The following is a 13902-nucleotide window of genomic DNA, read 5'->3' as shown; positions in this document are numbered from 1 at the left end:
GTCACGGCCCGTCCGGGCTCCAGCTCGGGCGGCGCTGCGGAGGACCGGCGAGGATCAACTGCTCGATGCCGGCGTACCGTTCGCGCGCACGACGGGCACTGCGTCGACCGCTCAGGAAGGTGCCGAGCCAGCCGCAGGCGAAGCCCACCGGCACCGAGACCAGGGCGGTCGTGGTGAAGGGGAACCAGTTCAGGTCGGCCCCCGGAAAAGCCGAGCCCGGTGACCCGGAGACAAGCCGGGTGCCCGACATCAGGACCAGCACGGCGAGCGAACCGCCGATCAGTGTGCCGAGCAGCCCGGCCTTGCCGAAGCGCCGCCAGAACAGCGAGTAGACCAGCGCGGGCGCGATGGCGGACGCGCCCACGCAGAAGGACAGGGTGGCCAGTGACTGGAGGCTGCGGTGCTGGGCGAGGGCGGCGAGCAGCACCACGGGCACTCCGACGACCAGTGCCGATGCACGCGCCAGGGTCATTTCCCGCAGCGCCGACATGCCGGTGCGCCGGGAGGCGACGACGTCGTGGGCCAGGGAGTTCGCGCAGGCGAGCGTCATCCCGGCGACGGACGCCAGCAGGGTCAGGAAGATCGCCGTGGTGACGGTGCTGAAGACCAGGCTCTCGGTGCGGGAGACGTCGGAGCCGAACACCGCGCGGGCGCCCAGCAGGTAGGCGGTGCTGCCGTGCGGGTCGGCGGCGGTGATCCGCTCACGGCCCACAAGTGCCGTGGCGCCGAGTCCGATGACGGTGATCACTAGCATGAACAGGGCGACCGAGGACACCGCCCAGGACATCGTGCGCCGCACCTGGCGGGCGTTGCCCGCGGTGTACATCCGCATGGTGACGTGCGGCAGACAGGCGCCACCGAGCACGATGGCGACCTGTGTGCTGATCATGTCGAGGCCGGGGTGCGGCCCGTCCGCGAACTGGAGGCCGTACTGGAGGAACGCCTGGCCGGTGCCGCTGCGTTGCGCGGCGGTGTCGACCATCGTCCCCGGATGCCAGCCGAAGGTGGCGAGGACGAGCACGGCGACCACGAGTCCGGACCCGAGGAGCATCACCGTCTTGATGATCTGGATCAGGGCCGTGCCCTTCATCCCGCCCAGGGCGGCATAACTGATCATCAGCAGGCCGGCGCCGGCGATGCAGCCGGTCTGCATGGCCCGGTCGGAGAAGCCCAGGATGAACGCCAGCAGCTGTCCCACGCCGGCCAGTTGCACGATCATCATCGGGATCAGCGAGAGCAGCGTCACCGCGCACGCGGTGATGCGCACGGCCCGCCCGGGCACGCGCCGGCTCAGCGCGTCGCCCATGGTGAACCGGCCGGTGTTGTGCAGGGGTTCGGCGAGCAGGAACATCAACAGAAGCAGGGACAGCAGCGTGCTCAGGGCCAGCACGACGCCGTCGTAGCCGCACAGCGCGATGACCCCGCCGATGGTGAGCACCGTCGCGGCGGAGATGTAGTCGCCCGCGACGGCCAGGCCGTTGCGCAGCGGGGACAGGGTTCGGTAGCCGGTGTAGAACTCCTCCAGGTCGTCGCGGTCGGGGCCGGTCAGGACGCACAGCAGAAGCGTGAGCGTGACGACGCTGCAGAAGGCGACGAGGGACCAGGACTGCGCGGAGCCGTCGAGGCCCGTCACGCCTGTGCCCGTCCGTCGTCGTCGGCCGGGCGCCCGTACTGACTCACCCTGCGCGCCAGGGGATCGACGTACCGTCGCGCCGTGTACTCGAACAGGAGGACGGCCAGCCAGGTGACGGGGACCTGTACGACGGCGAGCAGCAGGCCGGTGGGGAGTCCGCCCGGGGCGGGTCGGGCCATGAAGGCGGGGGCCCTGACGGTGAGGGTGAGGAAGGCGGCGAAGTAGCCGAGGGCGGCGAGGGTGGCGACGCGCCGCTGCCAGCGGCAGGCGCGGCGCAGGATGCGCAGGGCGCGGTGGTAGCCGGACCAGGAACGCCGGCGGGGCAGGGATAACTCCGAGTGGTCGTAGGACATCCCAAAACTCCTAGCGGGGTGGGGGCCCGGAAGTCGCGGACCGCAAGAAGGTGGGGGCCGGGGGCGGTTCGGGTCACCGCACGTTATGCGGGTGTCCGGGTGGCGGATGTGTGTTCGGTTGAACTTTCCGGAGAGAGCCCGGCGGGGAAGTCGTCCTCGGGCGGTGCCCGTGGTCGGGATGTGGCAAGAGGGACCACAGGTGCCTCCTGTGGTCCCTCTCGCTCAGAGGTGGTCGTCCGTGTGCCGTACGTCGATGCTTGTCGGTGCTCGCCGCTCCGGCGGAGATGAATGAGTCGGCGGAGCGATGAATTCTACGTCCGATGCCGTAGCTGAGTGCCGTCCATTGAGGGGGTGGTACTGCTGGCATATGCCAGGCACACGGGCGCTTCCTGCGGTCAGTTCCGGTAGCGGAACACGATCCGGCCGCGCGTCAGGTCGTACGGCGGGAGCTCCACCAGCACCCGGTCCTCCAGCATGATCTTGATGTAGTTCTTGCGGATCTTCCCGCTGATGTGCGCGAGTACCTGGTGGCCGTTCTCCAGCTCCACGGTGAACATGGCGCTGCGCAGGCACTCGACCACCCTGCCCTCGACCTCGATGACGTTCCTGTTCTTGGTCATCGCACCAGCTCCAGGTTGCTGCTCATCGGCCGGGCGCCGATGCCCTCGAACAGCGCCGAGGCCGCTCGATTGGACTCCTGGACCTCGGCCCAGGCCGTGGTGACCCCGGAGCCGTGCAGCGTGCCCAGCGTGTGGGCCAGCAGGGCCCGCGCGATGCCACGGCGCTGCTCGCCGGCCCGGACCGCGATCAGTCCGATGCGCGGCCGCTTCACCGGCACTACCCGAATCAGACCCAGGTAGCGGTCCGGTGCCGCGGCCACCGCGTACTTCGACGGGTCGACGACGGTGTCCCCTTCGGGCAGGGGAATCACCTCCGCGGGCATCGACTGCCACCCGACGGTCGCCTCGACTTCGTCACGGATCGCGCGGTCCACCGCCCGCAGCAGGCCCTCGTCGGCCTGACCGGCCGGCACGATCATCACGCCCGGCGGTGGCAGAACGTTGTCGAGCCCTGTGACCTGCGGGTCGGTCGGCACCACGTACTCCCACTCGCGCCGCCGGACCGTGAAACCGGCCCGTTGCCAGGCGTCCGTCAGGTCGATGTCGGCCGCGTCGACGACCGTGTACAGCGGTGCCGGAAGTTCCGCCAGCATTGCCTCGGCGAGCCGGTCGAAGGCGGTGTCGTGCCAGGCGTCGATGCTGACGAACAGACGTCCGTCGGACCGGTGGTGCGCATGCCCGCGGCCGACGACCAGGTCGTCGTCCAGCGCATGCCATTGCCTGTCAGCAACGCGTGTGATCATCACCGCGTGCTCGTTCAGGCCGGATGAGAAAGGCTTTGTGTTCATCGGAGTCTCCCTCCAGAAGTGCCTCGGTCTCAGGCGCTCCTGGCGACACCGAACGTCAGCCGCCGGACCGTGACGGATCGAGGGAGCACCCACGGGTAACTGCGTTCACGGGGCTCACCTCCCTACGACGACTTCACGGTCCGGCAGGAAAGTAGCAGCGAGACGACGGCTCCCTCAAACCCTTTTTCGCCGCGGGTCCTCGGGCGATGAGTTTTCCGCGCGGTTCCGGTCTTTCCTCGCAGGTTGTCCGTAGGGCGTCGAGAGGGCCAGGCCATGGGTATGAAGTTCCAGACGAAGATGTTCCAGACCGGCAACAACACCGGAGTGCCGGTTCCGGCGGAGGTGGTCGAGGCACTCGGCGGCGGCAAGCGCGCGGCGGTCAGCGTCACGGTGAACGGCTACGCCTACCGGTCCACGATCGCCTCGATGGGCGGGCAGTTCCTGATTCCGTTCAGCGCCGACAGGCGCCGGGAGTCGGGTATCTCCGGCGGGGACAGCATCGATGTCGAGCTGGCATTGGACACGGCTCCGCGCACGGTGGAACCGCCTGCGGACCTCGCGGCCGCACTGGCCGCGGTGCCGGGGGCCGAGGAGGCGTTCCGGGCGCTCGCTCCCAGCCGCCAGAAGGCGCATGTCACGTCGATCAGCGACGCGAAGACGGACGCGACGCGCGGCCGGCGCATCGCGAAGGTGATCGAGGAACTGACGTCCCGATAGCCTTCGGCGCTAGCCGCTAGCCGCTAGCCGCTAGCCGCTAGCCGCTAGCCGCTAGCCGGTTGCTCGAGGCGTACGACGAGCCCCTTCGACGTCGGCTGGTTGCTGATGTCGGCGACGCTGTCCAGCGGCACCAGGACGTTGGTCTCGGGGTAGTAGGCGGCGGCCGAGCCCTGTGCGGTCGGATAGGGCACGATCTCGAAGTTCTCGGCGCGGCGCTCGGTTCCGTCCCCCCAGACACTCACCAGGTCGACGTGGTCGCCCTGGGCGAGGCCGAGTGCGGAGAGGTCGGCCTGGTTGACGAGCACGACGTGGCGGCTGCCGTGGATACCGCGGTAGCGGTCGTCGAGCGTGTAGGGGATGGTGTTCCACTGGTCGTGCGAGCGCAGGGTCTGCAACAGCAGGTGGCCCTCGGGTGCCTTCGGGACCACCTGCTCGTTGCGCGTGAACAGCGCTTTGCCGGCCGACGTGTTGAACACGCCCTCGTTGACCGGGTTGGGCAGTTGGAAGCCGCCGGGGCGTGAGACCCGCGCGTTGAAGTCGTGGAATCCTGGCACGATGCGGGAAATGCGGTCGCGGATCGTGCCGTAGTCCCCTTCGAACCGGCCCCAGGGGATGTCCGGCTTGCCGTCGAGGGTGCGGCGGGCGAGCCGGCAAAGGATGGCGACTTCGCTGAGCAGCAGGGGAGACGCCGGTTCGAGGCGGCCCTGTGAGGTGTGGACCTCGCTCATGGAGTTCTCCACCGTGACGAACTGCTCGCCATCGGCCTGGACATCGCGTTCGGTACGGCCGAGCGTCGGCAGGATCAGCGCCGTGTCACCGCAGACGGTGTGCGAACGGTTCAGCTTGGTGGAGATGTGGGCGGTCAGCCGGCACGAACGCATCGCCTCCTCGGTGACCTCGCTGTCGGGAGCGGCGCGTACGAAGTTGCCGGCCAGGGCGAGGAACACCTTGACGCGGCCCTCGCGCATCGCCTTGATCGAGTTCACCGAGTCGAGTCCGTGCGGGCGCGGCGGATCGAAGCCGAACTCGTCGTGAAGCGCGTCGAGGAAGGTGTCCGGCATCTGCTCCCAGATGCCCATGGTGCGGTCGCCCTGGACGTTGCTGTGCCCGCGCACCGGGCAGGCGCCCGCGCCCGCCCGCCCGAGATTTCCGCGCAGCATCAGGAAGTTGACGATCTCCCGGACGGTCGGCACGCCGTGCTTGTGCTGGGTGATGCCCATGGCCCAGCACACGATGACGCGTTCGCTGCGCAGGACCTCGTCGCGGACCTTCTCGATCTGCTCACGGGTCAGTCCGGTCGCCGCACGCACGTCGTCCCAGTCGACGCTGCGGGCGTGCTGGGCGAACTCCTCGAAGCCGGCGGTGTGGGCGTCGATGAAGTCGTGGTCCAGGACGGTGCCGGGCCGGGCGTCCTCGGCCTCCAGGAGCAGGAGGTTGAGGGCCTGGAAGAGGGCGAGGTCGCCACCGGGCTTGATGTGCAGGAAGCGGTCGGCGATCTGGGTGCCGCGTCCGATGACCCCGCGTGGCTTCTGCGGGTTCTTGAACCGCCGTAGCCCGGCCTCCGGCAGCGGGTTGACGGCCACGATGCGGGCGCCGTTGCGCTTGGCCTCCTCCAGGGCGGAGAGCTGGCGCGGATGGTTGGATCCGGGGTTCTGCCCGACCAGGAAGATCAGTTCGGCGTGGTGGAGGTCGTCGAGGCTGACGGTGCCCTTGCCGGTGCCCAGCGTCTCGCTCAGGGCGAAGCCGCTGGACTCGTGGCACATGTTGCTGCAGTCGGGCAGGTTGTTGGTGCCGAAGGCACGGGCGAAGAGCTGGAGGACGAACGCGGCCTCGTTGCTCGCCCGGCCCGAGGTGTAGAAGACGGCCTCGTCGGGGGAGGCGAGCGAGGTCAGTTCCCGCGCCAGGACGCCCAGGGCGTCGTTCCAGCCGATGGGCTCGTAGTGGTCGGAGCCCGGCCGCTTGATCATCGGCTCGGTGAGCCGGCCCTGCTGGTTCAGCCACATGTCCGAGCGCCCGGCGAGATCGGAGACGCTGTGCTCACGGAAGAAGTCGGCGGTGATCCGGCGTTTGGTGGCCTCGTCGTTGATGTGCTTGGCGCCGTTCTCGCAGTACTCGTTGCGATGGCGTTGCCCCGGGGCCGGATCTGCCCAGGCACAGCCGGGACAGTCGACCCCGCCCACCTGGTTCATGGTCAGCAGGTCCACCCCCGTCCTGCGCGCGGAGGTCTGCTCCAGGGAGTACTCCAGCGCGTGCACGACCGCGGGAACCCCGGCCGCCCACTTCTTCGGCGGTGTCACGGAGAGAGTGGTCTCCGGCTCTTCGGGCGGGTTCTGCATCGCTTGGCCTTTCTCTCCTGCCGTGTCCGCCGCGCGGGTCAGCCGACGGGCCACTGAGCCACGCGGCTCCTGGGCGGCTCGGGGTGATCGTGCTGGACGCGGCCGTTGCGGATGGTGCCGCGCCAGGCCCCGCCCTCCTCTCCCAGCCCTTCGATGAACCGCTTGAAGTTGCCGAGCTCGCGGCGCACCAGCCGACCGGTCAGCCGCGCGGCCCCGGACGAACCGGTGAGCACTTTCGCGGCTCCGCGCGGCTCCAGCAGCATCCGCACGGTCACCGCCGTGCCGCCCGACGCCGTCGGCCTGAACTCCACTTCCCCCTGATGGGAGGGGCGCTGCTCCAGACCACGCCAGGCCAGATAGGCATCGGGGTCCTGCTCCACGATCTCCACCGCGAAACGGCGGCGCAGCGGTCCGTAGCCGATGGTCCAGACGGTCACGGTGGGCTTGGGCTGTTCGACAGCGAGTACCGCGGTCGAGAACCGGCGGAAGGTCTTGAACTGCGTCCACTGGTTGTATGCCGTGCGCACCGGCACCGCGACCTCGACGGTCTCTTCGACGTGCCGCCCCCGCAGCGGCCGGCGGCGGATGACGCCGTCGTCGTCGGAGCCGGTCCCCGGTGTGTCCGGGACGGTCTGCCGGGAGTCGTGTGCGCGCGCCATCGTGGCCTCTCCTCCGGGGACGGCAGCAGGCAGGCATCGGCCCACCCGGCTCCCTCCCGTGTGTCAGGGCTTCCCTCCCCGGTTCCCAGATCGAGCCGGTTCCCACATCGAGGCAGCGCTCAGATCCAGGTGTCGAGCCACATCCGGGCTGAGCAGGACGAGCACACCGGCGGCCACCGCCCCACGTACCCTGCGCCCCTCGGACGCGCCCGGCGGACCGAGCAGGGCTCCCAGCATCATGGCCAAGACCAGGCACAGATACGGCACGAAGACGATCGCGTAGAAGGAGAAGGCCGTACGGTCCTGGTACAGGAACCACGGCAGAATGGGCCGGGAGGTGCCGGAATGCGATGGTGGGCTGGAGTGTGGGTGGTCGCCGGGGTGGTCCTTCTGGCGGCGTGCGATACCTCTGCGGGAGGGGCATCGGGCGGTGAGTCGACGACGCGCGCGTCCGTGGTTCCGACTCCGTTCCCGTCCGTCCCTCCTACGGCGGCGAGCTGTCTGTCCGGGCACGTGGAGGTCACCGTCAGTCCCAGTGACGCCGTCGTCCAGCGGCTGTGCCTGCGGCCGGGAGCCGTCGTGTCCCTCGTCCTTGCGCCTCGGGCGGACGACAGGCGGTGGACGGCCGTGCGGAGTTCCGCGCCGGTCTTCGTGCTGGTGTCCGATTGGCGGGTGGACGCGGACGGCACCGCCCGCGCCTCGCTGCGGGGCGCGGGCACCCGGGGTGGCACGGCCGAGGTCACCGCGCTGGCGAAGGCGCCGGACGTGGCGGGCGCCGCGCGGGTCGCCTTCACGCTGCACGTGGACGTGGTGCCGTACCCGACGCAGGGGTGACCCCGGAAGCCGGGGTCACCCCTGTCGCGCCGCTGTCAGCCGCAGTCGCGCACCTTGATCGTGTAGATGCCACGGCCATGGGTGGCCGCGTACAGGGTGCTGCCGTCGGGGCTCAGCTTCACCTGGAGCACGGCGACCGCCGGGAGGTCGCCGACGCGCTGCCAGGTCGTACGGCCCGGCGCCCGGTAGACGACCCCGAGGTCGGTGCCCACGGCGAGGCCACCGTTCGGCGTGACGACCGCGGAGTCGGTCGGAACGTCGGGGAAGTTCTTCGAGATGTCCTTCCAGGTGGTACCGCCGTCCTTGGACTCGAAGACGTGACCCACGCCCGCGCCCGGCCCCTCGGTCCACTGCCGGGAGAAGCCGTTGACCGTGAGGTAGACGTGGTCGGCGTTCTTCGGGTCGATGGCGAAGCCGCTGAGGTAGCGGTTCGGCACGGTGCCGTCCGCGCCGGTGGCCGGCAGGGTGATGTCGTGCCAGCCGGTGCCGTCCGCGTTGCCGACGGCGATCCCGCGCGCGAAACCCTGGTTGTTGCAGGGGCCGCACCAGGCCGCGTACACCTTGCCGCCCGAGGCCGCGACGGCGGTGGCGGTACGGCCCTCGCCGAGGTCGTACACGCTCTTCCACTCGGAACCGCTGCGGATGGCGTAGCCGTGGGTCTGCACCCAGATGTGCCGGCCGCCCGCGATCCACGTCGAGGAGTTCTTCGCGTCGGCCGCGAGCGGGGCGATGAAGCGGGCCTCGCCGGTCGCGTTGTCGGCCGGGGCGACGCTGTACGACGTGGCTTTGCTCGCGTCGTCGATCCAACTGCCGTCGTTGACGGCGCAGTTCTGGGTCACCTGGATGGAGAGGTAGACGTACTCCTCGGCGATGTTGCACCCGTTGGCCGGGTCGGTGAGCGTGTCGCCGCCGTCTCCGCCGAAGTTGGACCCCATCACCTTGTCGTTGCTGCGCAGCACGGACTGGCCGTTGTCCTGCAGGCCACCGGTGACGGAGACGCCGCCGTGGTCCAGGTCCTTGCCGATGCCCACCGAGTAGTACTGCAGGGTGTCGATGGTGCCGTCGTTCAGCGAGGTCCAGTCGGTGGCGTGCCCCGAGGCGTCCTGGGAGCCGTTGACCGGACGCTTGTAGACACCGCCGTCGTTGCCGACGTACACGAAGGTCTTGCCGTGGTAGCTGCCGATCGCGACGCCGTGCTGGTCGGAGTGGGTGGTCTGGTTGCAGTCACCGGTCTGCTTGGCCGGGTCGATGCTCCAGCAGGGGAAGGAGAAGTTCCAGTACGGGCCCACGGTCGACCAGGTGCTGCCGCCGTCCTTGGTCTCGTAGACCTCCTCCAGACCCGCGTACACGTGGTCCGCGTTCGCCGGGTCGACGGTCAGGAACTGATTGTACCAGGCCTGCACGCCCGGCATGTAGCCGCTGGTGGTCAGCGCGGAGCCGTCGGCTGCCAGGCCCTGGTAGTCGGCGATCTTCGTCCAGGGGCCGGTGGGGGAGCCGGACTTGGAGACGTAGATGCCCTCCAGGCCGCTGTCCGGGTTGGTGTTCAGCTGCTCCGGTGACTGGTCGATGGCGTAGTACCGGGAGCCGTCGGCGGAGCGGGCGAAGGTGACGCTGCCGACGTCGTCCGGGTCGGCGGGCAGGTCGCCGAGGCCGCTGGTGATCCGCGTCCAGGCACCGTTCACCTTGCTGTAGAAGCCGTTGTAGTCGTCACCGCTGCGCCAGCCGACCGCGAGGACGACCTTGCTCGGGTCCTTCGGGTCGATCGCGATGTCGTTGGCGATGTTCTTGTACGGGGCGTCGGGGTCGGCGGCCTCCGAACGGCCCGGCAGATAGTCGGGGTTGGGCGCGAACTCCAGCTTCCAGGCGCCCGTCAGCGTCTTCGTGGAGTGGCTCCACACGCCCTCGCTGGTCGCCGCCCACACCTTGCCGCCGCCGAAGCGCAGCTGGTGGATGGTGGTGGACTCCAGCTCGTCGCCGCCGACCCGGCTGCGGGTGGAGAAGGTGCCCTGGTGCGGGCGGGACAGGACGTAGACGCCGCTGCCGATGTAGGCGTCCGCGTTGGTCGTCGCCTCGCCGGTGCCCAGCCACAGCCGTCCGCCGCCGTCGAGTGCGAGCGCACCCGTGGACTGCGCCGGAAGCCGGTCGCTGATGGGCTGCCAGTGTCCGCCCCCGGACCGGGACCGCCACACACCGCCACCCGCACTGCCCGCGTACACATAACCGTCGTCGTCCGCGGCGATCGCCGCCATCCGGCCGGTGACGTTGCCGGAGCCGCCACTGGAGTTGGAGTCGATGTCGCGGTAGCGCGGGTCGTCGGAGTTGTAGGGCAGGTCGGTGACGTTGCGCCAACTGCCGCCGGTGCTCGGCAGCTTGGTGAGGTCGTCCCAAGCCGCGCCGTAGGCCCCCGGCGCGACGATGCCGGGTGAGGTGCGCGCCTCGGCGTACTGGTCCGCGCCCTCGGCTATCTCGTCGGCCTCGTTGCCGTCGTCGCCGTCACCGTCGCCGTCCTCGCCCTTCAGCCTGGGGCTCATGGAGCCCACCGTGTCCGCGCGTTCGGCGGCGATCCGGTCGAGCGCGCGGGCCCCGAAGGGACTGTTGTTCTGGCCGGGCGCGGCGCCTGCGGGGAGCGCGACGAGTGCGGCGGATGCGGTGATGGCGCAGAGCGTGAGCCATCGTCTCTTGCGGGTCGGTGCTGACACGAGGTCCTCCCAAACAGGCATACGTACGGCCGTCGTTGGGACCTGATCACGGGCGGGAGGGAGTGTCCGACACTTGGAAGGCCTTTGACCGGCGCCTGCCAATTCGTGTACAGAACGTCAACCGGACGAAAGACTGGCGGACGCCTGCGACCTGCGGAGAAGCGTCAGGTGTCGTACGTGTGGAACCCCCGGCCGCTCTTGCGCCCGAGGTGGCCCGCTGCGACCATCCGGCGCAACAGGGCCGGCGGGGCGTACAGCGGCTCCTTGTACTCCTCGTACATCGACTCGGCCACGGCCTGGGCGGTGTCGAGGCCGATGAGGTCGAGCAGACGCAGCGGCCCCATGGGGTGCGCGCACCCGAGTTCCATGCCCCGGTCGATGTCGTCCGGCCGTGCGGCGCCGGACTCCACCATCCGTACCGCGCCGAGCAGGTAGGGCACGAGGAGGGCGTTGACGACGAAGCCGGAGCGGTCGGGCGCCTGGATGGCCTGTTTGCCCAACTGCTCGGCGAGGTCGCGGGTGCGCCGCAGTGTGTCGGCGCCGGTGACGAGGGCCGGGATGACCTCGACCAGCCGCTGCACGGGGACGGGGTTGAAGAAGTGCAGGCCGACGACCCGCTCGGGCCGCTCGGTGACGACGGCGAGATCGACGACGGGAATCGAGGAGGTGTTGGTGGCCAGGACCGCCGCGGGGTCCTCGACCGCCTTGTCCAGAAGGCGCAGGACACCGGTCTTGATGTCGCGGTTCTCGGCGACGGCCTCGATGACGAACTGACGGTCGGCCATGTCACCGAGATCAGCGGTGAAGGACAGCCCGGCGAGAGCCAGGTCCCGTTCCTCGACGCTGAGTTTGCCGTGCCGTACGCCTCGGTCGAGGGAGGCGGTGATGCGGCGGCGGCCTGCCTCGGCCGCGTCCGGCGTGGATTCGGCGACACGGACGTCGATGCCGCGGCGGGCGGCGACCTCGGCGATGCCGGAGCCCATGAGGCCGCATCCGACGACGCCGAGACGGGTGACGGGATCCATCAGGGGTCCGTCCTTTCCAATGAGGGTGAGCTGGAGGTGAGCGGCATCAGAGATCGAGGACGAGGCGCGGACCGCGCGAGCGGGAGACACAGATGAACATGGTGTCGCCGGCGGCCCGTTCGTCCTCCGTCAGCAGCGAGTCGCGGTGGTCGGGTGTGCCGTCCAGTACGTCGGTCTCGCAGGTGCCGCATGTGCCTTCCCGGCACGAGAAGTCGACCTCTACGCCCGCCTCCTCCACGGTCTCGAGCACCGAACGGTCCGGCGGCACGGTGAGGGTGAGCCCGGAACGGGCGAGCTCCACCTCGAAGGCCGCCGCCGCGCTGGTCTCGGCCGCCCGCGCCGGGGCGAACCGTTCGACGCCGAGCGTGCCGGGCGGCCAGCCCGCGCACTGCTCCTGCACCGCCCCCAGCAGGGGTTCGGGACCGCAGGCGTGCACCAGGGTGCCCTCCTTGGGCACACCGAGATGGGCGGCGAGATCCAGCAGGCCGTACTCGTCCTGCGGACGGATCAGGACCCGGTCCCCGTGCGGGGCGAGGCGGTCCAGGAAGGCCATGGAGGTCCGGGTGCGGCCGCCGTACAGCAGACTCCAGTCGGCCCCCGCGGCCTCGGCTGCCTCGACCATGGGAAGGATGGGCGTGATCCCGACACCGCCGGCGATGAAGAGATGGCGGGCGGCGGGCCGCAGCGGGAAGTTGTTCCGCGGTCCGCGGACCCGGACGGAAGCGCCTTCGTGCAGCCGGTCGTGGACGTACGCGGAACCACCGCGGCCCTCGGGCTCGCGCAGCACCGCGATCTGCCACACCTCGCGTTCATCCGGTTGCCCGCACAGGGAGTACTGACGGATCAGATCGCCGTCGTCCCCGTCCAGGAGTACGTCGATGTGGGCACCCGGCGTCCAGGCGGGGAGCATCCCGCCGTCGGGGCGGCGCAGGGTGAGGGAGACCACGCCGTCGGCGGCGAGGGCGCGGGCGGCCACCGTGAGGGTGGTCGGGGGGAGTTGGTCGGTCATGGTGATGTCGCTCCGGGTTCAGGCCTGTGTCGGTACGTGCAGCAACAGCGCGTCACCCTGTCCGCCGCCCCCGCACAGGGCCGCCGCTCCGCTGCCGCCGCCGCGCCGCCGCAGTTCCGTCGCGAGGGTCAGCACCAGGCGGGCTCCGGTCATGCCGACCGGGTGGCCGAGCGCGATCGCTCCGCCGTTGACGTTCACCTTGTCCACGGGGATGTCCAGTTCGCGTACGGAAGCCAGGGCCACTCCGGCGAACGCCTCGTTGATCTCGAACAGGTCCAGGTCGGCGGCCTTCAGCCGACCGGCGCGGTCCAGGGCGTCGCGGACCGCGCCGGCCGGCTGGACGAGCAGCGAGGGGTCGGGGCCCGCGACCGTGCCGTAGGCGCCGATCTCGGCGAGCGGTGTCAGGCCCTCGCGTCGGGCGCGCTCGGCGCTCATCACGACGACGGCCGCCGCGCCGTCGGAGAGCTGGGAGGAGTTGCCGGCGGTGATGGTTCCCGCGCCGGAGAAGGCCGGCCGCAGGCGCCCTAGGGTCTCGGTGGTGCTGTCCGGTCGTACGCCCTCGTCGGCCTCCACCACCGTCTCGCCGCGGCGTCCGCTCACCGTGACCGGAGCGATCTCCTCGGACAACGCGCCCGACTGCTGGGCGTGGGCGGCCCGTTGGTGGGAGAGCGCGCTGTACTCGTCCTGCTCCTGCCGGGTCAGGGCGAACGGCTGCTGGTAGCGCTCGGTGGCCGCGCCCATGGAGACGCCGTCGAAGGCGCACACGAGGGCGTCGCGATCCAGGGCGTCCTCCATCGCGGCCGCGCCGTACTTCCAGCCGGCGCGTGATCCGCGCAGCAGGTGCGGGGCGCCGGACATGGACTCCATACCGCCGGCGACGACCACCTCGTGACGGCCGGAGGCGATCATGAGGTCGGCCAGGGCGATGGCGTGCAGACCCGACAGGCAGAGTTTGTTGACGGTGCTCGCCGGGACGGAGAAGGGAATGCCGGCGCGGACCGCGGCCTGCCGGGCCGGGTTGGGGCCGGCCCCGGCCTGCACCACATGGCCCATGACGACGGACTGCACGGCCTGCGGGTCCAGGTGAGCGGCGGACAGTGCCGCGCGGATGGCGTGGGCGCCGAGATCGACTGCGGACAGGGTGCTCAGGGCGCCCATCAGTCTGCCGATGGGCGTCCTTGCTCCGGCGACGATGACGGATCCGGGCATGGCCGGGACCTCCTGGGGTG

12 protein-coding genes and 1 pseudogene are annotated in these 13902 nt (G+C 70.4%); 2 read left to right on the top strand and 11 right to left on the bottom strand.

Annotated features, from left to right (window positions below):
* Position 1: 1 nt before the first annotated feature.
* The 4 genes from AB0D34_RS21330 to AB0D34_RS21315 all read right to left on the bottom strand — a co-directional run bounded on the left by AB0D34_RS21330 (position 2) and on the right by AB0D34_RS21315 (position 3394).
* The gene (locus AB0D34_RS21330; RefSeq protein ID WP_362663603.1) at positions 2-1633 is read right to left on the bottom strand and encodes a cation acetate symporter; all 1632 of its coding nucleotides are present in this window, start codon (positions 1631-1633) and stop codon (positions 2-4) included.
* Positions 1630-1986: a DUF485 domain-containing protein gene (locus AB0D34_RS21325; RefSeq protein ID WP_362663601.1), complete on the bottom strand. Its 357-nt coding sequence runs from the start codon at positions 1984-1986 to the stop codon at positions 1630-1632. Before AB0D34_RS21325 ends, AB0D34_RS21330 begins: the two co-directional genes overlap by 4 nt.
* A gap of 395 nt (positions 1987-2381) precedes the next feature.
* The gene (gene infA / locus AB0D34_RS21320; protein ID WP_356769516.1) at positions 2382-2606 is read right to left on the bottom strand and encodes a translation initiation factor IF-1; all 225 of its coding nucleotides are present in this window, start codon (positions 2604-2606) and stop codon (positions 2382-2384) included.
* Positions 2603-3394 carry a GNAT family N-acetyltransferase gene (locus AB0D34_RS21315; protein ID WP_362663599.1) on the bottom strand — a complete coding sequence of 264 codons (792 nt, stop codon included), beginning with the start codon at positions 3392-3394 and terminating at the stop codon, positions 2603-2605. Before AB0D34_RS21315 ends, infA begins: the two co-directional genes overlap by 4 nt.
* 273 nt (positions 3395-3667) lie before the next feature.
* On the opposite strand from AB0D34_RS21315, the gene AB0D34_RS21310 reads away from it, so the two are divergent.
* Positions 3668-4111, top strand: coding sequence for a YdeI/OmpD-associated family protein (locus tag AB0D34_RS21310; protein WP_362663597.1), 444 nt, complete (start codon positions 3668-3670; stop codon positions 4109-4111).
* 44 nt (positions 4112-4155) lie between these two features.
* Here AB0D34_RS21310 and AB0D34_RS21305 read toward each other — a convergent pair whose 3' ends face one another.
* The 3 genes and pseudogenes from AB0D34_RS21305 to AB0D34_RS21295 form a co-directional block, all read right to left on the bottom strand.
* On the bottom strand, positions 4156-6447 hold the full coding sequence (locus tag AB0D34_RS21305) for an FdhF/YdeP family oxidoreductase (protein ID WP_362663595.1): 2292 nt from the start codon (positions 6445-6447) through the stop codon (positions 4156-4158).
* A 38-nt stretch (positions 6448-6485) separates the two neighbouring features.
* Complete coding sequence (locus tag AB0D34_RS21300; RefSeq protein ID WP_362663593.1) at positions 6486-7106, bottom strand: SRPBCC family protein; 621 nt, start codon at positions 7104-7106, stop codon at positions 6486-6488.
* Positions 7107-7256: 150 nt separating this feature from the next.
* Positions 7257-7430: pseudogene (locus AB0D34_RS21295) on the bottom strand (phospholipid carrier-dependent glycosyltransferase); the annotation flags it as partial.
* Positions 7431-7559: 129 nt separating this feature from the next.
* Here AB0D34_RS21295 and AB0D34_RS21290 point away from each other — a divergent pair.
* Positions 7560-7940, top strand: a complete 381-nt coding sequence (locus AB0D34_RS21290) for an acetyl-CoA synthetase (RefSeq protein WP_362663592.1) — start codon at positions 7560-7562, stop codon at positions 7938-7940.
* 35 nt (positions 7941-7975) lie between these two features.
* Here the strand turns inward: AB0D34_RS21290 and AB0D34_RS21285 are convergent, their stop codons facing one another.
* The 4 genes from AB0D34_RS21285 to AB0D34_RS21270 all read right to left on the bottom strand — a co-directional run bounded on the left by AB0D34_RS21285 (position 7976) and on the right by AB0D34_RS21270 (position 13882).
* A complete protein-coding gene (locus AB0D34_RS21285) occupies positions 7976-10639 on the bottom strand; it encodes a glycosyl hydrolase (RefSeq protein ID WP_362663590.1) in 2664 nt (887 codons plus the stop codon).
* A 164-nt stretch (positions 10640-10803) separates the two neighbouring features.
* Positions 10804-11664 (bottom strand): 3-hydroxybutyryl-CoA dehydrogenase, encoded by an 861-nt coding sequence (locus tag AB0D34_RS21280; protein WP_362663588.1) that lies wholly within the window; start codon positions 11662-11664, stop codon positions 10804-10806.
* A gap of 46 nt (positions 11665-11710) precedes the next feature.
* A complete protein-coding gene (locus tag AB0D34_RS21275) occupies positions 11711-12673 on the bottom strand; it encodes a PDR/VanB family oxidoreductase (protein WP_362663586.1) in 963 nt (320 codons plus the stop codon).
* Between the two features lie 18 nt (positions 12674-12691).
* The gene (locus AB0D34_RS21270; RefSeq protein WP_362663584.1) at positions 12692-13882 is read right to left on the bottom strand and encodes an acetyl-CoA C-acyltransferase; all 1191 of its coding nucleotides are present in this window, start codon (positions 13880-13882) and stop codon (positions 12692-12694) included.
* Between the last annotated feature and the right edge of the window lie 20 nt (positions 13883-13902).

Origin of the sequence: Streptomyces sp. NPDC048420 (assembly GCF_040651535.1) — a bacterium.
Taxonomy (GTDB): domain Bacteria; phylum Actinomycetota; class Actinomycetes; order Streptomycetales; family Streptomycetaceae; genus Streptomyces.
This window is presented reverse-complemented; position numbering and strand designations above follow the sequence as displayed.

Bases quoted from the DNA above. Each gene is read 5' to 3' on its own strand.
- AB0D34_RS21325 (WP_362663601.1), bottom strand. From the start codon at position 1,986: ATGTCCTACGACCACTCGGAGTTATCCCTGCCCCGCCGGCGTTCCTGG.
- infA (WP_356769516.1), bottom strand. From the start codon at position 2,606: ATGACCAAGAACAGGAACGTCATCGAGGTCGAGGGCAGGGTGGTCGAG.
- AB0D34_RS21315 (WP_362663599.1), bottom strand. From the start codon at position 3,394: ATGAACACAAAGCCTTTCTCATCCGGCCTGAACGAGCACGCGGTGATG.
- AB0D34_RS21310 (WP_362663597.1), top strand. From the start codon at position 3,668: ATGGGTATGAAGTTCCAGACGAAGATGTTCCAGACCGGCAACAACACC.
- AB0D34_RS21305 (WP_362663595.1), bottom strand. From the start codon at position 6,447: ATGCAGAACCCGCCCGAAGAGCCGGAGACCACTCTCTCCGTGACACCG.
- AB0D34_RS21300 (WP_362663593.1), bottom strand. From the start codon at position 7,106: ATGGCGCGCGCACACGACTCCCGGCAGACCGTCCCGGACACACCGGGG.
- AB0D34_RS21280 (WP_362663588.1), bottom strand. From the start codon at position 11,664: ATGGATCCCGTCACCCGTCTCGGCGTCGTCGGATGCGGCCTCATGGGC.
- AB0D34_RS21275 (WP_362663586.1), bottom strand. From the start codon at position 12,673: ATGACCGACCAACTCCCCCCGACCACCCTCACGGTGGCCGCCCGCGCC.
- AB0D34_RS21270 (WP_362663584.1), bottom strand. From the start codon at position 13,882: ATGCCCGGATCCGTCATCGTCGCCGGAGCAAGGACGCCCATCGGCAGA.